The 19,313-nt window shown below is 73.4% G+C and carries 1 protein-coding gene; it reads right to left on the minus strand.

The window, feature by feature from the left end:
* Positions 1–66 precede the first annotated feature (66 nt).
* Positions 67–19,092, minus strand: a complete 19,026-nt coding sequence (locus ACFZCY_RS24895; RefSeq protein ID WP_391177283.1) for an SDR family NAD(P)-dependent oxidoreductase — start codon at positions 19,090–19,092, stop codon at positions 67–69.
* Positions 19,093–19,313: the final 221 nt, after the last annotated feature.

Here is a 19,313-nt window from a genome sequence, read left to right on the forward strand (position 1 = left end):
TCCTCGTTCATGATGCGACGCCGCTCCTCCTGAGTTGCCGAGCCCGTCGGCGGGCCCCTGACCGGGTCATGAGAGCCCCAGCTCGTTGTCGATGAAGTCGAAGATCTCGTCGTCCGTCGCGGATTCGATCGTCACGCCCTCCGGCCCCGGCTGCTCCGGTGCGGCGTCCTCCGAGCCGCCCAGCGTCAGCAGCAGGGCCCGCATGCGCACGGCCACCGCCGTACGGACACCGGGGACGGCCGTGCGCAGACCGCTCTCCAGCCGGTCCAACTCGGCCACCAGCGACTGCGGAACCTCCTCCGGGGCCCGCTCGGGCGCCAGCTCGGCCCGCAGCATGGTGGCCAGCTGCACCGGGGTGGGGTAGTCGAACAGGGTGGTGGGCGGCAGCCGCAGGCCGGTGGCGTGGTTGAGGTTGTTGCGGAACTCGACGGTGGTCAGCGAGTCGAGCCCCATCTCCAGGAATCCGCTGTCGGCGTCGATGGCGTCCGGCGAGCCGTGCCCGAGGACCGCGGCCACCTGCCCACGGATATAGGTGAGCAGGATGTCCAGCTGCGTGGCCTCGTCGTGCGGGGCGAGCCGCTTCCGCAGCGTGTTCGGGTCCGCCGCACCGCCCGTGGCGGCGGCCCGCCGGGCCCTGGAGCGGACCAGCCCCTGCAACACCGGCGGGACCGGGGCATCGCCCTCGCCCAGCCGGGCCAGGTCCAGCTTCGCGGGCACCAGGAGCGCCCGGGGCGAGCCCAGCGCGAGGTCGAGCAGGCCGAGCGCCTGCGCCGTCGGCATCGCGGCGATGCCACCGCGGCCCAGCCGCGCCCGGCCGACCGGGTCAAGACCCGAGGTCAGTTCGCTGGTCTGCGCCCACAGGCCCCACGCCAGCGACAGGCCCGGCAATCCCCGCGCCCTGCGGTGGGCGGCGAGCCCGTCCAGGAAGGTGTTCGCGGCGGCGTAGTTGGCCTGTCCGGCATTGCCGATCGCCCCGGCCGCGGAGGAGAACAGCACGAACGCGGCCAGATCCAGGTCCTCCGTCAGCCGGTGCAGATGCCAGGCGGCGTCGACCTTGGGCCGCAGCACCGCCGACAGCCGTTCCGGCGTCAGCGACGCGATGGCGGCGTCGTCCAGCACCCCGGCCGTGTGGAACACCCCGGTCAGCGGATGGGCGCCGGAAACCGACCGCAACAGTCCGGCCAGCGCCTCTACGTCTGCGGTGTCGCAGGCCGCGAGGGACACGTCGGCGCCCAGCGCCTTCAGCTCCCCGGCCAGCTCCGCCGCGCCGTCCGCCGCCGGCCCGCGCCGGCTGGCCAGCAGCAGATGCCGTACGCCGTGCCGCTCCACGAGGTGCCGGGCCAGCAGGCCGCCGAGGGTGCCGGTGCCGCCGGTGATGAGCACGGTCCCCTCGGGGTCGAGCCCGGCGCCGTTCCCGTCGTCGTCCGTCTCCGGTGTGGGCAGCGTCGCCCGCACCAGCCGGGGCACGCGCAGCTCGCCGCCGCGGATGGCCAGCTGCGGCTCGCCCGTGGCGAGGGCCGCCGGGAGCGCGCGGTACGAGGCGTCCGACCCGTCCAGGTCGACGAGCACGAACCGGCCGGGATACTCCGCGTCCGCGGTGCGCATCAGCCCCCACACCGTGGCCGCCGCCGGGTCGGCCACCGGCTCACCGTCCTCCGCGGCCACCGCTCCTCGGGTCAGCACCACCAGCCGCGCGTCGGCGAGGGCTTCGTCGGAGGCGAAGTCCTGTACCAGGGCGAGGAGTTCGGCGGCCGCGGTGTGCGCGTCCGCCGCCAGGTCGGTGCCATCGGAGCGGGCGGGCCCGGCCACCACGATCTGCGGCGGCTTGGCGCCCTCCGCGCCGAGCGCGGCGAGATGGGGGTGATCCACCGCGTCGATCCCGGCGGTACGGAGCGCCGCGGCCACCTCCGTCACGCCGACCACCGCCCACGGGCCACCGCTCTGTGACGCGGGCGCGGGTACGGGGAGCCAGCTCGGCTCGTACAGCGCGTCGCTCTGCCGGGTCCGTGCGGCGGCCAGCTGATCCGGGGCCACCTCGCGCATGGCCAGTCCGGCGATGGTGAGCACGGGAGCGCCGGTCGCGTCGGCCACGGAGAGGGACATCACGTCCCGCTCCGAACGGGTCAGCCGCACCCGCAACCGGGTCGGTCCGACGGCGTGCAATGCCGCACCGCTCCAGGAGAACGGCAGCCGTACGCGGTCCGACTCGTACCAGAACAGCATCAGCGGGTGCAGCGCCGAGTCCAGCAGCGCGGGGTGAACGCCGTACGCCTCCGGGTCCGTGCCGTCCGGGAGCGCGATCTCCGCGTAGAGGGTGTCACCGACCCGCCAGCCCGCCCGGAAGCCCCGGAACAGCGGCCCGTACTCGTATCCGCGCCCGATGAACCCGCGGTAGAACTCCTCGACGTCGACCGGCTCGCCCTCGGGGGGCGGCCACGCCGTGAGGTCGAACGCGGGCTCCGGCGCCGAATCGGCGAGGAAGCCACTGGCATGGCGGGTCCACTCGGCCGTCTCCTCGGCCGCCTCGCTCTCCGACGAGAACAGGGAGAACGACCGCCGCCCGGTCTCGTCTGCGGCGCCCACGGTGAGCCGCAGCTGCCGGGCGCCCCGCTCCGGCACGGCCAGGAAGGCATGGTGGGTCAGCTCTTCGATCTGATCGCATCCGACGTACCCGGCCGCGTGCAGCAGCAGATCCACGAAGGCCACGCCCGGCAGCACGACCGTCCCGTGGACGACGTGATCGCTCAGCCACGGCTGGGCCTTGAGCGACACCTCGCCGGTGAACACGGCGCCTTCCCCGTCGGGGAGGGTGATCGCCGCGGTGAGGAGGGGGTGGGTGGAGGTGTTCGGGGCGCTGGGCTTCGATGTCTCCAGCCAGTAGCGCCGGCGTTGGAAGGGGTAGGTGGGGAGAGCGGTGGGGGTGCTGGTGTCGCCGATCAGGGGAGTCCAGTCGACGCGGGCGCCGTGGGTGTGTGCGGTGGCCAGGGCGGTGAGGAAGGTGTGGTTCTCGTCCCGCTCCCGGTGCAGGACGGGGATGAGAGTGGTGTCGTCGGTGTCTTCGGGCAGGGAGTCCTGGGCCATGGTGGTGAGGGTGGCGTCGGGGCCGAGTTCGAGGTAATGGCGGACGCCGTGGGTGTGGAGGGTGGTGATGCCGTCGGCGAAGCGGACGGCTTCGCGGACGTGGCGGACCCAGTAGCCGGGGGTGGTGAGCTCGTCGGGGTCGGCGAGCTGTCCGGTGAGGTTGGAGACGAGGGGGATGGTGGGGGAGCGGTAGGTGAGTTCTGCGGCGACGCGGGCGAACTCCTCCAGCATGGGGTCCATGTGGGGGGAGTGGAAGGCGTGGGAGACGGTCAGCCTGCGGGTCTTGATGCCGCGTTCGGTCAGGGCGGCGGCGATGCCGGTGGTGGCGTGTTCGTCGCCGGAGATGACCAGAGAGGTGGGGCCGTTGATGGCGGCGATGGTGACTTCGTGTTCGCGGCCTTCGAGCAGAGGGCGAACGTCGTCTTCGGTGGCGCGAAGGGAGATCAGCGCCCCGCTGGACGGAAGCGCCTGCATGAGGGTGCCGCGGGCGGCGACCAGGCGGCAGGCGTCGTCCAGGGTGAGGACTCCGGCGATGTGGGCGGCGGTGAGTTCGCCGATGGAGTGTCCGGTGACGTAGTCGGGGGTGATGCCGAAGGATTCCACGAGGTGGTAGAGGGCGGTTTCCAGGGCGAACAGGGCGGCCTGGGTGTAGCGGGTCTGGTTCAGCGGGCCCTGGTCCTCGGCGAAGACGATGTCCTTGAGCGGCTGTTCGGCTTCCAGGTACTGGTCCAAGGTGGTGCAGACCTCGTCGAACGCGTCGCGGAAGGTGGCGTGGGCGTCGTAGAGCCGACGTCCCATGCCTGCCCGTTGGGCGCCCTGACCGGTGAACAGGAACGCGGTCTTGCCCGGGTGCGGCGTGCCGCGAACCACCGCCGGGGACGGTTCGCCCCGGGTCAGTGCCTCCAGCGCGCGGTCGAACGCCTCGCGCTCATCCGCCACCACCACCGCCCGGTGGTCGAAGGTGGTGCGGGTGGTGGCCAGGGCGTGGGCGATGTGGGCGGGGTGTTCGGCGGTGTGGCCGATGAGGCGCTGGGCCTGGTCGCGCAGGGCTTGTTCGGTCTTGGCGGAGAGGAGCCAGGGGACCGTGGCCGGGTCGGTTATGGGCTCCGGGGCGGGGGTGTCGGGGGCTTGTTCGAGGATGAGGTGGGCGTTGGTGCCGCTGATGCCGAAGGAGGACACGGCGGCCCGGCGGGGATGATCCGTCTCGGGCCAGGCACGGGCCTCGGTGAGCAGCTGAACCTTGCCCGAGGCCCAGTCGATGTGCGGGCTGGGCTCGTCGACGTGGAGTGTCTTGGGCAGGGTGGCGTGGCGCATGGCCTGGATCATCTTGATGACGCCACCGATGCCGGCCGCCGCCTGCGCGTGGCCGATGTTGGACTTGAAGGAGCCCAGCCACAGCGGCTCGTCACGATCCTGGCCGTAGGTGGCGAGCAGGGCCTGTGCCTCGATGGGGTCGCCGAGGGTGGTGCCGGTACCGTGGCCCTCCACTGCGTCCACCTGGTCCGGGGTGAGCCCGGCGTTCGCCAGGGCGGCGTTGATGACGCGCTGTTGCGACGGTCCGTTGGGGGCGGTCAGGCCGTTGCTGGCACCGTCCTGGTTGACCGCAGAGCCTCGGACGATGGCCAGGACGGGGTGTCCGTTGGCCTGGGCGTCGGAGAGGCGTTCGAGCAGGACCATGCCCGCGCCCTCGGCCCAGATCGTGCCGTCGGCGGCGGCCGAGAACGACTTGCAGCGGCCGTCGGGCGCCAGCCCGCGCTGGCGGCTGAACTCCAGGAACATTCCGGCATTCGCCATGATCGTGGTGCCACCGGCCAGCGCCATGGAGCACTCGCCACTGCGCAGCGACTGGCAGGCCAAGTGGAGTGCCACCAGCGAGGACGAGCAGGCGGTGTCGACCGTGACCGCCGGGCCCTCGAAGCCGAACGTGTACGCCACCCGACCGGACGCCACGCTCGCCGTCGTCCCCGTCAGCAGATAGCCCTCGACGGGTTCGCCGCCGTGATGCGTCAGCGAGACGTACTCCTGGGCGGCCACTCCGGCGAAGACGCCCGTGGCGCTGCCGCGCAGGGTGTCGGGCCGGATACCGGCGTCCTCGAACGTCTCCCAAGCCGTCTCCAGGAGGAAACGCTGCTGGGGGTCGAGCGCGAGGGCTTCGCGCGGGGTGATGCCGAAGAACTCGGGGTCGAAGCGGTCGGCGTCGTAGAGGAAGCCGCCCTTTTGGACGTAGGTCTTGCCGCGCACATCGGGGTCGGGGTCGTAGAGGTCTTCGACGTCCCAGCCACGGTTGTCCGGGAAGTCGCCCACCGCGTCACGGCCCTCCGCGACCAGCCGCCACAGCTCGTCCGGCGTACTGGCGCCACCGGGGAAACGGCAGCCCATGCCCACGATGGCGATCGGCTCGGCCGTGTCGGTCGACGCCGGTGCGGTACGGGCGGTACGCCGGGCCACCTGGGCGCCACCGGCCTCCGCCTGGCCACTGCCCATCAGCTCGCCGCGAATGTAGCTCGCCAGCACCGTGGGGGTGGGGTAGTCGAACAACAGGGTGGACGGGAGACGCATCCCCGACGCCTTGTTGAGCGAGTTGCGCAGCTCCACCGAGCTGAGCGAGTCGAAGCCGAGATCCTTGAACGAATGAGCGGGGTCGATCGCGTCGGGCGAGCCGTGTCCGAGGACGGTGGCCACATGACCGCGCAGGAAGTCCAGGACGATCCGGTCCTGCTCGGGCTCGGGGTGCCCCGCGAGCGACTGCCGCAGGCCTCCGGCGTCCCCTCCGGTCGCGACCGTCTGGGAGGCGCTGCGCAGGGGCGTACGGACCAGTCCGCGGAAGATCGGCGCCACGGGGACGGACGTGGCGCGGGCCCGCAGTCCCGCGAGGTCGAGCTTGGCCGGGACCACCACCGCCGGGTCGGCCCGGAGCGCCGCGTCGAAGTGTGCGAGCGCCTGGTCGGCGGGCATCGGCAGCAGCCCGTTGCGGCTCATGCGCGCCCGGTCCTGCTCATCGAGGGTTCCGGCCATGCCGCCGCCCTGGTCCCACAGCCCCCAGGCGAGTGACGTGGCGGGCAGTCCGTACGTACGGCGGTGCTGGGCGAGGCCGTCCAGGAAGCTGTTGGCTGCCGCGTAGTTGGCCTGTCCGGGCGAGCCGAGGACACCGACCGCCGACGAGAACAGGACGAACGCGTCCAGGTCCAGGTCGCGGGTCAGGAGGTGGAGGTTCCACGCGGCGTCCACCTTCGGGCGAAGCACCCCGTCGAACCGCTCAGGGCTGAGCGCCGTCACGATGCCGTCGTCCAGCGTCCCGGCGCAGTGCACCACCGCGCCGAGCGGATGCTCCTCCGGCAGGCTCGCCAGCAGGGCTTCCAGCGACGGCCGGTCGGCGGCGTCACAGGCCACGATCGTGGCCTCGGCGCCGAGTTCGGCGAGTTCCGTGGCGAGGCTGCTCTCCGCCCGCGGGCCGCTCCGGCTGATGAGCAGCAGCCGCCTGACGCCGTACGTGCTGACCAGGTGGCGGGCGAGGAGCGTGCCCAGGGCGCCGGTGCCACCGGTGATGAGCACCGTCTTGTCCGGATCGAACGGCGCCGGAGCGGTGCCCGGCGTGCCGGTCTCGGGGGCGGGGCGGGCGAGGCGAGGGACCAGAAGCGCGCCGTCGCGCACGGCGAGTTGCGGTTCCGTCGTGGCGAGGGCGGCCGGGACGGCGCTCAGTGAGGAATCCGAGCCGTCGAGGTCGATCAGGGTGAACCGGTCCGGGTGCTCCGACTGAGCGGTGCGGATCAGTCCCCAGACCGCCGCTCCGGCCAGATCGGCCGGCTCGTCGCCGGTGCCGGTTCCGGTGGACATCGCGCCCCTGGTGAGGATCACCAGACGGGAGTCCGGCCGGTCGTCGGACACGACCGCCTGGACGAGAGCGAGCACGCGATGGGTGAGGGAGCGGGTCGACTGCGCCGGGTCGGCGTCGTTCTCGGAGACGCACCACGTGACGAACACCTCGGGCCCGGTGGTGTCGTCGTCGTCCCGCTGCGCGGTCGGGAGCGCCACCGCGTCCTGCGGGACCTCGACCGTGTCCTGTATCCCGTCCTCGGGCGTCGGGACGGCGAGCCAGTCGACCTCGTACAGCTCTCCGGCGTCGGCCGCTCGCGCGGCGGCGAGTTGGTCGGGGCCGACCGACCGCATGATGAGGGCGTCGATCGTCATCACCGGCGCACCCGTTTGATCCGCGATGACCAGCGACACCGTGTCCGGTGTGGGCCACATGAGGCGGATCCGCAGGGCCCTCGCCCCCGTCGCGTGGAGGGAGACACCGCTCCACGAGAACGGCACCCTGATGGTGTCGTCCGCCGCCTCACGTCCGGCGACGAGCGCCGCGGGCTGGAGGGCCGAGTCGAGCAGACCGGGATGGATGCCGTACGCGCCGGGATCGGCGTCGGCGGGGAGAGACACTTCCGCGTACGTGGTGTCCCCGTCCCGCCAGGCCGCGCGCATCCCCCGGAACAGCGGCCCGTAGCCGAAGCCCGCACCGGTGACCCGCCGGTAGAACTCCTCCGTGTCCATGGGGACCGAGGCGGCCGGGGGCCAGACATCATCCGTCAGCACACCCGCCGTCGCGGGCGCTTCCCTCTCCTCGGCCGCGAGCACCCCCGTGGCATGGCAGGTCCACTCGTTCTCGGCCGGGGCGCCCTCCGGCCGGGAGTAGACCGCGAGGGAGCGCCGCCCGGAGTCGTCCGCCGCTTCGACGAGGACCCGGAGCTGGAGAGCGCCGCGTTCCGGCACGGCGAAGAACACATGGTGCGTGAGTTCCTCGATGTGGCCGCAGTCGAGGTGGCGTGCCGCGTGGAGGAGGAGATCGACGAACGCCACACCGGGCACGATCATCGCCCCGAAGATGGCATGCTCGGCCACCCAGGCGGGGTCGGATCCGGAGACACGACCGGTGAAGAGGTGCCCGCCCCCGTTGGGGAGTTCGGCCATGGTGGTCAGCACCGGATGGCCGGTCGCCGTCAGCCCCAGACCGTCGGCACCCGCGGTGGGCCTGGACCTTTCCAGCCAGTAGCGCCGGCGTTGGAAGGGGTAGGTGGGGAGAGCGGTGGGGGTGCTGGTGTCGCCGATCAGGGGCGTCCAGCCGACGTGGAGGCCGTGGGCGTGTGCGGTGGCCAGGGCGGTGAGGAGGGTGTGGTTCTCGTCCCGGTCGCGGTGCAGGACGGGGACGAGGGTGGTGTCGTCGGTGTCTTCGGGCAGGGAGTCCTGGGCCATGGTGGTGAGGGTGGCGTCGGGGCCGAGTTCGAGGTAGTGGCGGACGCCGTGGGTGTGGAGGGTGGTGATGCCGTCGGCGAAGCGGACGGCTTCGCGGACGTGGCGGACCCAGTAGCCGGGGGTGGTGATCTCGTCGGGGTCGGCCAGCTCGCCGGTGAGGTTGGAGACGAGGGGGATGGTGGGGGAGTGGTAGGTGAGTTCTGCGGCGACGCGGGCGAATTCCTCCAGCATGGGGTCCATGTGGGGGGAGTGGAAGGCGTGGGAGACGGTGAGGCGGCGGGTCTTGATGCCGTCTTCGGCGAGGGCGGCGGCGATGTCGGTGGTGGCGTGTTCGTCGCCGGAGATGACCAGGGAGGTGGGGCCGTTGACGGCGGCGATGGCCACTTCGTGTTCGCGGCCTTCCAGCAGCGGTCGTAGCCGCTCCTCGGTGGCCCGTACGGAGATCATGGCACCCCCGGCGGGGAGCGCCTGCATCAGTGAGCCGCGGGCGGCCACCAGATAGCAGGCGTCGTCCAGGGTGAGGACTCCGGCGATGTGGGCGGCGGTGAGTTCGCCGATGGAGTGTCCGGTGACGTAGTCGGGGGTGATGCCGAAGGATTCCACGAGGCGGTAGAGGGCGGTTTCCAGGGCGAACAGGGCGGCCTGGGTGTAGCGGGTCTGGTTCAGCGGGCCCTGGTCCTCGGCGAAGATGACGTCCTTGAGCGGCTGTTCGGCTTCCAGGTACTGGTCCAAGGTGGTGCAGACCTCGTCGAACGCGTCGCGGAAGGTGGCGTGGGTGTCGTAGAGCCGACGTCCCATGCCTGCCCGTTGGGCGCCCTGGCCGGTGAACAGGAACGCGGTCTTGCCCGGGTGGGTGGTGCCGCGCACGACGGCCGGGGACGGCTCGCCGCGGGTGAGGGCGTTGAGCGCGTGGTCGAAGGACTCGCGCTCATCCGCCACCACCACCGCCCGGTGGTGGAAGAGGGACCGTGTGGTGGCGAGTGCGTAGGCGACTCGATCCGGGCGCAGCTCGGGGCTCAGCTCGAGGTGGGTGCGCAACTGCTGGGCCTGGGCCCGGAGGGCCTGCTCGGTCTTGGCGGACAGGATCCAGGGGACCGTGGCCGGCTGCGGAGCGGTGTCCGGGGCCGTCGGTTCGGGGTGCGCGGGAGCGGGCGCTTGTTCCAGGATCAGGTGGGCGTTGGTGCCGCTGATGCCGAAGGCGGACACGGCTGCCCGGCGGGGGTGGCCGTTCTCGGGCCAGGGCCGGGCCTCGGTGAGCAGTCGCACGCTGCCCGTGGTCCAGTCGATGTGCGGGCTGGGCTCGTCGACGTGGAGCGTCTTGGGCAGGGTGGCGTGGCGCATGGCCTGGATCATCTTGATGACGCCGCCGATGCCGGCCGCCGCCTGGGCGTGGCCGATGTTGGACTTGAAGGAGCCGAGCCACAGCGGCTCCTCGCGGTTCTGGCCGTAGGTGGCGAGCAGGGCTTTCGCCTCGATGGGGTCGCCGAGGGTGGTGCCGGTGCCGTGGCCCTCCACCGCGTCCACCTGGTCCGGGGTGAGCCCGGCGTTCGCCAGCGCGGCGTTGATGACGCGCTGCTGCGACGGTCCGTTCGGCGCGGTCAGGCCGTTGGACGCGCCGTCCTGGTTGACGGCCGAGCCTCGTATGACGGCCAGAACACGGTGTCCGTTGGCCTGGGCGTCGGAGAGGCGTTCCAGCAGGACCATGCCCGCGCCCTCGGCCCAGATGGTGCCGTCGGCCGCGGCCGAGAAGGACTTGCAGCGGCCGTCCGGGGCCAGCCCGCGCTGGCGGCTGAACTCCAGGAACATCCCGGCATTCGCCATCACGGTGGCGCCACCGGCCAGCGCCATGGAGCATTCGTCGCTCCGCAGCGACTGGCAGGCCATGTGGAGTGCCACCAGCGAGGAGGAGCAGGCGGTGTCGACGGTGACCGCCGGGCCCTCGAAACCGAAGGTGTACGCCACGCGGCCGGACGCCACGCTCGCCGTCGTCCCCGTCAGCAGGAAGCCGTCGACGGGCTCGCTGCCCTGGTGGACGAGGGAGCCGTACTCCTGGGTGACGACTCCGGCGAAGACTCCGGTGGCGCTGCCGTCCAGAGTGTCGGGCCGGAGTCCCGCGTCCTCGAACGTCTCCCAGGCGGTTTCCAGAAGCAGCCGCTGCTGGGGGTCGAGCGCGAGGGCTTCGCGGGGGCTGATGCCGAAGAACTCGGCGTCGAACTCGGCCGCATCGTAGAGGAAGCCGCCCTCGCGGGCGTAGGTCTTGCCGCGCACATCGGGGTCGGGGTCGTACAGGTCGTCGAGGTCCCAGCCGCGGTTGTCGGGGAACGCCCCCACCGCGTCGCGGCCCTCGGCCACCAGCCGCCACAGCTCCTCCGGTGTGCCGGCGCCACCTGGGAAACGGCACCCCATGCCGATGACCGCGATCGGTTCGTCGTCGTGCGTGGTGGGCGCGGCGGCCTCGGCGGTCCCGGCGCCGGCGGCGCGTGGGGTGCTCGCGGTGTCCGCCGCCACGGCGGGGACCTCCGGCAGGGGGGCGTCACCGGCCAGTTCGTCCCTGAGGTAGGTGATCAGGGCGGCCGGTGTGGGGTGGTCGAACAGCATGGTGGAGGGCAGATGCAGCCCCAGGGCCTCGCCCAGGACGATGAGCAGTTCGATGCCCGCGAGCGAGTCGAATCCCAGGTCCTTGAACGAGGTTCCGGGGTCGATGGCGGGCGGCGAGCTGTGGCCCAGGACGGTGGCGATGTGCATGCGGAGGACGTCCAGCAGCAGATCCCGCTGTTCGGCCTCGGGCAGCCCGGCGAGCCGCCCGCGCAGGGACGAGTCCTGCCCGGTGTCGCTCTCCCGGCCGGAGGGCGCGACGGCCTGGGCGGGAAGCAGATCGGCGAGCAGCGGGGACAGCGGGCTCGACGCCCGCTGCGCGCGTGCGCCGGCGACATCGAGCCCGGTGGGCACGAGCAGCGTGCGCCCGGCCGCGAGGGCCGCGTCGAACAGCGCGAGCGCCCGCGCGGTGGGCATCGGAGCCAGCCCCTCGCGGCTCATACGGGCCAGGCCCCGCCGGTCCAGGGTGCCGCCCATGCCGCCGTCCTCGGCCCACAGACCCCAGGCGAGGGAGGTGGCGGGCAGACCGTGCCCGTGGCGGTGGTGGGCGAGCGCGTCGAGGAAGGCGTTGGCGGCGGCGTAGTTGGCCTGCCCGGCAGTGCCCAGGGTGCCGGCCACGGAGGAGAACAGCACGAACGCGCTCAGGTCCGCGTCCCGGGTCGCCAGGTGGAGGTTCCACGCCCCGTCCGCCTTGGGACGCAGCACCGTACCCAGCCGGTCCCGGTCGAGTTCGGTGACCACGCCGTCGTCCAGGACACCCGCGCAGTGCACCACCGCGCCGAGCGGGTGTTCCTCGGGCAGGGCCGCCAGCAGCGCGGCCAGGGCCTCGCGGTCGCCGACGTCGCAGGCGGCGACGGTGACCTCGGCGCCGAGAGCGGTCAGCTCCTCGGTGAGGGCGCCCGCCGCGCCGGGTCCGCTCCGGCTGGTCAGCAGCAGCCTCCTGACCCCGTGCCGGGTGACCAGGTGGCGCGCGAGGAGAGCGCCGAGGGCGCCGGTGCCGCCGGTGATGAGCACCGTGCGTCGCGCGTCGAACGCGGTGGCAGGGGAGGCGGGCGGTTCCGGTGCCAGACGCGCGAGGCGGGGCACGAGTAACTGCCCATCGCGTACGGCCAGTTGTGGTTCTCCGGTGGCCAGGGCCGCCTCGATGGCCTCTTCGGAGGCCCGTGAGCCGTCGACGTCGAGGAGGGTGAACCGGTCCGGGTGCTCGGTCTGGGCCGAGCGGATCAGACCCCACACCGACGCGGCGGCCGGATCGGCGCCGGTCCGGTCCGCGTCGGTGGACACCGCGCCCTCGGTGAAGACCACCAGGCGGGCGCCCGGCCCCGCGTCGGCCAGGACCGTCCGCAGCAGCTCCAGGGCGTGGTGGGTCGCGGCGTGTGCCGCCTCGGCCGGGTTGGCGCCGTCTTCGGCGGCCCCGCCGCACCGGGCGACGACGGCCTCCGGCCGGGCCGCGCCGGACCGCAGCGCGGTGCGCAGGCCTTCGGCCTCCGGGTACGTCTCGGTCGCGGGGCCGAGCGCGGCCAGCGCCGCGGCCACCAGCCGGTCGCCCGCGTCCCCGACCACGGCCCACCCCGCCCCCTCGGCGGATACGGCGGCGTCCGGTGGCGTGGCCACCGCGCGCCAGGTGACCTCGTGGAGCGCGCCGTCGCGGTCGGGCCGGGCCGCGGCGAGCTGCTCGGGGCCGACCGCGCGCAGGGCGAGGGAGTCGGCGGTCAGGACCGGCGCCCCGGCCGCGTCCATGATGCGCAGCGCGACCGAATCCGGCGCGAGACGCGTGAGCCGGACCCGCAGGGCGCGTGCGCCGGTCGTGTGGAGGGTCACGCCGCTCCAGGAGAACGGCACCTGGAGCGTGCCGTCCTCGGAGTCGCCCGCGGCCAGGGCGATCGGGTGGAGCGCGGAGTCGAGCAGCCCGGGGTGGACACCGTACTGGCCGGGCGCGGTTCCCGAGGGCAGGGCGACGTCGGCGTACAGCGCGTCGCCGTCCCGCCAGGCGGCCTTGAGCCCCTGGAAGACCGGGCCGTAGCCGAAACCGGCGTCGGCGATCCGCCGGTAGAAGCCGTCGGTGTCGAGGGGTTCGGCGGAGGCCGGGGGCCAGGCCGGGTCGGCGGGCGCGCCGGTTTCCTCCGTGGCGGCGCCGAGCGCGCCGGTGGCGTGGCAGGTCCAGTCGGTGCCCGGCGGGGCGTCCTCGGGCCGTGAGTGGACGGCGAAGGCCCGCCGCCCCGTGTCGTCCGCCGTCCGCACCAGGACCCGCAGCTGGAGGGCGCCGTGCTCGGGGAGGGCCAGGAAGACGTGGTGGGTGAGTTCCTCGACGCGGGCGCACCCGGCCCGCGCCGCGGCGTGCAGCAGCATGTCCACGAACGCAACGCCGGGCATGACGGGCGTGCCGAAGACGGCGTGGTCGGCCGCCCAGCCGGGGGTGGCGGCGTTCACCCGGCCGGTCAGGAGCAGCCCGCCCGGGTCGGGCAGTTCGGCCGCGGTGGTCAGGATCGGGTGGCCGGTCGCGGTCAGCCCCAGGCCGCCGGCGCCCACGGTGGGCTTCGGCGTGTCCAGCCAGTAGCGCTCGCTCTGGAACGGGTACGTGGGCAGGTCGACGGCCGGCGGCGGGGTGTCGCCGAACAGGCGGGCCCAGTCGACGGCGATGCCGTGGGTGTGCAGCCGGCCGAGGGCGCCCATCATCGCCCGCGGCTCGTCGCGGTCGCGGTGGAGGGTGGGGACGACGGTGGCGGCGTCGGGGTCGGTGAGGCTGTGGCGGACCATGGCGGTGAGGACGCGGTCCGGCCCCAACTCCACGTAGTGGATGGCGCCTTCGGCCTCCAGCCGGGTCACCGCGTCGGCGAACCGGACGGTTCCGCGCACATGCCGCACCCAGTACTCCGCGGTGGCCACATCGCCATCCGCCACCACCGGAACGCGCGGCTCGGCGTACGTCACGCCCTCGGCGACCGCGCGGAAGTCCTCCAGCATCGGGTCCATCAACGGCGAGTGGAACGCGTGGGACACCGTGAGGCGGTTCGTACGGCGCTCACCGAGCCGTTCGAGGACGGCGGCGACGGCGTCCTCGGTACCCGAGAGCACCACGGAGGTGGGGCCGTTGACGGCGGCGAGGGCCACCCGCTCCGTCAGATACGGGGCCACCTCGTCCTCGGTGGCCTCGACCGCCACCATCGCACCACCGGGCGGCAGCGCCCCCATCAGCCGCCCCCGCGCGGTGACCAGCGCGGCGGCGTCCTCCAGCGAGAACACCCCGGCGACCTGCGCGGCGGCCAGCTCCCCGATCGAGTGACCGGCGACGAAATCGGGCCGTACACCCCAGGACTCCAGCAGCCGGAACAGCGCCACCTCCACCGCGAAGATCGCGGGCTGGGTGAACTCCGTACGGTGAAGCGCCTCCTCGTCGCCCCACATCACCTCGCGCACCGCCGGGTCGAGCACGGCGCACACCGCGTCGAAGGCACGCGCGAACACCGGGAACGCCTCATACAGCCCCCGGCCCATCCCCAGCCGCTGGCTGCCCTGCCCGGTGAACAGGAAGGCGGTCCTGCCGGGACGGGCGGTGCCGCGCAGCAGGGCCGGCGACGGTTCGCCGCGGGTGAGGGCGTCGAGGGCCTGGTCGAACGCCTCGCGGTCGGCCGCCACCACCGCGGCCCGGTGGGCGAAGTGGGCGCGGGTGGTGGCCAGGGAGTGGCCGATGGCGGCGGGCGTGACGCCGGGGTGGCCGGCCAGGTGGCCGCGCAGCCGCCGGGCCTGGTCGCGGAGGGCCTGCTCGGACTTGGCGGAGAGCACCCACGGGAGCACGGCCCCCTGGGGAGCGTCCGAGCCCTGCTGCTCCTCCGCGTCCTCGGGCGTGGGCGGGGCTTCGAGGATGAGATGGGCGTTGGTGCCGCTGATGCCGAAGGAGGAGACGGCGGCGCGGCGGGGGTGGCCGTTCTCGGGCCAGGGCCGGGCCTCGGTGAGCAGCCGGATGTTGCCGGTGGTCCAGTCGATGTGCGGGCTGGGCTCGTCGACGTGGAGGGTTCTGGGCAGGGTGGCGTGGTGCATGGCCTGGATCATCTTGATGACGCCACCGATGCCGGCCGCCGCCTGCGCGTGGCCGATGTTGGACTTCAGCGAGCCAAGCCACAGCGGCTCCTCGCGCCCCTGACCGTAGGTGGCGAGCAGGGCCTGCGCCTCGATGGGGTCGCCCAGGGTGGTGCCGGTGCCATGGCCCTCCACGGCGTCCACCTGGTCCGGGGTGAGCCCGGCGGCGGTCAGCGCGGCGTGGATGACGCGCTGCTGCGACGGTCCGTTCGGCGCGGTCAGGCCGTTGCTGGCACCGTCCTGGTTGACCGCCGAACCGCGGATGACGGCCAGGACCGGGTGTCCGTTGGCCCGGGCGTCCGACAGGCGTTCCAGCAGGACCATGCCCGCGCCCTCGGCCCAGATCGTGCCGTCGGCACCGGCCGCGAACGACTTGCACCGGCCGTCCGCTGCCAGCCCGCGCTGCTGCCCGAACTCCACGAACATGCCCGGGGTCGCCATCACCGTGACCCCACCCGCCACCGCCAGTCCACAGTCCCCGACGCGCAGCGCCTGCACCGCCTGGTGCATCGCGACGAGCGACGAAGAGCAGGCCGTGTCGATCGTCACCGCCGGGCCCTCGAGGCCGAAGGTGTAGGCGAGCCGTCCCGACGCGACGCTCGCGGTGTTGCCGGTGAGCAGATAGCCCCCCAGCCCGTCGTCGCCCTCGTGCAGCCGCGGTCCGTACTCCTGGGACATGGCGCCCACGAACACCCCGGTGCCGCTGCCGTTCAGCGTGCCCGGATCGATCCCGGCGCGTTCGAACGCCTCCCAGGTGACCTGCAGCAACACCCGCTGCTGCGGGTCCATCGCGGTGGCCTCGCGCGGGCTGATGCCGAAGAACTCCGCGTCGAACCCGGCGGCGTCGTCCAGGAACCCGCCGTGCCGGGTGTAGGTCTTGCCCCGCACCCCCGGCTCGGGATCGTACAGGGCGTCCAGGTCCCAGCCCCGGTCCGTGGGGAAGCCCGAGATGGCGTCCACACCGTCGTCGACCAGCCGCCACAGCTCTTCGGGCGAACCGGCGCCACCGGGGAAGCGGCAGGCCATGCCGACGACCACGATCGGGTCGTCGGTGTCCACCGCGCGCGGTACGGACGTGGCGGGCGACGTGTCCTCGCCCAGGGCCAGTTCGCACAGCTTCCGCGCCAGCCGGGACGGGCTCGGGTGGTCGAAGACGACGGTCTCCGGCAGCGTCAGCCCGGTGGCGTCCACCAGGTTCTGCCGCAGCTGGACCGCCATCGTGGAGTCCATGCCCAGCTCACGGAACGCCCGCTCCACCTCCACCGTGTCCGTGCTCAGGTGGCCGAGAACGATGGCCGTGCGCAGCCGCACCAGCTCCAGCGCCGTACGGTGCCGCTCGTCCTCCGCCAGCCGGGCAAGCTGCTCCGGCCACGTCCTCGTTCCGGAGCTCGCCGCGGGGTCCTCCGCGCGCTCGGTCTCCCGATGGGGAACCGGTGCGGCGGGCTCGAACGCGGTGGACACCTCCGGCCAGTGGCGCTCGCGCTGGAAGGCGTACGTGGGCAGCGTCACCCGGTGCGGCGTCCGCCCCGCGAAGACGGCGGACCAGTCCACGGGCAGGCCGCGCACATGAAGCTCCGCCAGGGAGGTCAGCAGCGGCGGCCACGGCGCCTCGTTGCGCCGCAGCGACCCCACGACCAGCGCCTCCGGCAGCGTCTCGCGCAGTCCGAGGGTGAGCACGGGATGCGGGCTCGACTCCACATATGTGCCGAAGCCCGCCTCCGCCATGGCCCGGAGCGTCGTCTCGAAGAGGACGGGCTGACGGAGGTTGGTGTACCAGTACGCGGCGTCCAGCCCGGCCGTGTCGATGGCGCTTGCCGTGACCGTCGAATAGAACGCGATGTCACACGAGCGCGGTGTCACCTCCGCGAGCTGCTCCAGCAACCGCTCCCGGATGGCCTCCATATGCGGCGAGTGCGAGGCGAAGTCCACTGCGGGGACGGCCTTCGCCCGGATCCCGTCCGCCTCGCAGCGGGCCAGCAGCGCGGCCACCACCTCCGGGGCCCCGGCCACCACCGTGGTGCCGGGCCCGTTGACCGCGGCGATGCTCAGGCCCTCGCCGAAGTCGGCGATGTAGTCGGCGACCCGGTCGGCCGGGAGCGGCACCGACGCCATGGCCCCGGTGCCCGCCAGCGTCATGATGGTCCGGCTGCGCAGCGCCACCACCCGGGCGGCGTCCTCCAGGCTGAGCGCTCCCGCGATGTGCGCCGCGGCCACCTCGCCCTGCGAATGCCCCACCACCGCGTCCGGCCGCACGCCCAGCGACTCCCACACCCGGGCGAGCGACACCATCACCGCGAACAGCACGGGCTGCACGACATCCGCGCGGTCGAGGGACGGCGCGCCGGTCTCGGCGGTCAGCGTGTCCAGCAGCGACCAGCCGACGTACGGGGCGAGCGCCGAGTCGCACGCCTCGATCGACGCGCGGAAGACCGCCGACGTACGCAGCAACTCGCGCGCCATGCCCTCCCACTGCGACCCCTGCCCCGGGAACACCAGCGCCACCTTGCCGTGGTCGCCCGTGACACCCGTGACCAGCCCCGGCAGCTCCGCCCCGGCCCGCAACGCCGCCAGCTGCGCGTCGTGGTCGAGCCCGAGAGCCACCGCCCGGTGCTCGAAGTGGGTGCGGGTGCGGGCCAGCGACCAGCCGACGTCGTACGGATCCGAGCCGCCGTCAGGGGTACGCCGCTCCAGCAGCCGTCCGGCCTGGGTGCGCAGGGCCGCCTCCGTACGCCCCGACACCAGCCACGGCGCCAGCGGGATCACCGGCTCGCCGCTCTCCGAAGCGTCCGGCGCGGCCCGCTCCGGCCCCTCGCCCAGCACGACGTGGCAGTTCGTCCCGCCCACACCGAACGAGCTCACCCCGGCCAGCAGCGGCGCGTCCGGCCACGGGCCGCACGCGGTCTGGACGCGCAGGTTCAGCGCCTCGGGGTCGATGCGCGGATGCGGCGCCTCGTAGTTCAGGCTCGCCGGAATCTCCCGGTGCCGGATGCTCAGCGCCGTCTTGATCAGCCCGACGATCCCCGCCGCGCCCTCCAGATGCCCGACGTTGGTCTTGGCCGAGCCGACGAGAACCGGCGAGCCCGCGGGCCGCGCGCTGCCGTACGCGGCGCCCACGCCCTCCGCCTCCAGCGGATCCCCCGTCGGCGTACCCGTCCCGTGCAACTCCACATAGCGCACCCGCGCCGGATCCACCCGCGCGTCCTCGCACGCCCGCCGCGCCACCGCCGCCTGGGCCTCGGCGCTGGGCACGGTGAGCCCGTCGGTGGCGCCGTCGTTGTTGACCGCGCTGCCGAGGATCACCCCGTACACCGTGTCCCCGTCGCGTACCGCGTCCGCCAGCGGTTTCAGCACGACGACGCCGCCGCCCTCGCCGCGTACGTAGCCGTTGGCCCGCGCGTCGAAGGTGAAGCAGCGCCCGTCCGGCGACAGTCCGCCGAACCGGCCGGCGACCTCGGCGCTCTCGGGCGCGAAGTTGAGCGCCACACCGCCCGCCAGCGCCAGGGTGCACTCGCCCTTGCGCAGGCTCTCCACCGCGAGGTGCACCGCCACCAGCGACGACGACTGCGCGGTGTCCACCGCCAGGCTCGGGCCGCGCAGACCCAGCGCGTACGACACGCGGTTGGCGATGACACCGCGGTTCAGCCCGGGCAGCGAGTGCTGGGTGATCGCGCCGCCGCGCTGCGCCAGCGCCGCGTAGTCACTGGCGATCGCCCCGACCATGACGCCCGTCGCGGTGGAGCGCAGCGTCTCCGGGACGATGCCCGCGTCCTCCAGCGCCTCCCAGGCGAGTTCGGCGAACAGCCGCTGCTGCGGGTCGATCGCCACCGCCTCGCGCGGCGAGATGCCGAAGAACGCCGCGTCGAACGCGTCCACCCGGTCGAGGAACCCTCCGTGGCGCAGCCCGGCCCGATGCCGTTTCCCCTCGTCCGGCAGCACAGCGTCCGGATCCCAGCGGTCCGGCGGCACCTCGGTGATCGCACTGCGGCCCGCGCGCAGCAACTCCCAGAAGGCATCGGGGTCGGGCGCCTGGGGGAGGCGGCACGACACGCCGGTGATTGCGATGGCATCAGTACCGTGAACAAGATCACTCGTCATGGTGGCGAGTGCCTCCCTCATCGCGCGCTGTCGAAAACGCCGGGCTGGCGTTCGTCCTGAGGCACGATCGTCGGCTTCGCCACCCGCCCCTAGCTACCCGTAGAGCCCCCTAGGAGGCCGTGTCTCACGCGGCGGAAGCGCCGCCGGAAACAGCGCGTCCGCCCGCCCCGTCGGAAAACGGGACGGGCGGACGACACCCCCTCGCGGAGGCATGGCGGAAC

The organism is Streptomyces sp. NPDC007983 (assembly GCF_042958345.1).
Lineage (GTDB): Bacteria > Actinomycetota > Actinomycetes > Streptomycetales > Streptomycetaceae > Streptomyces.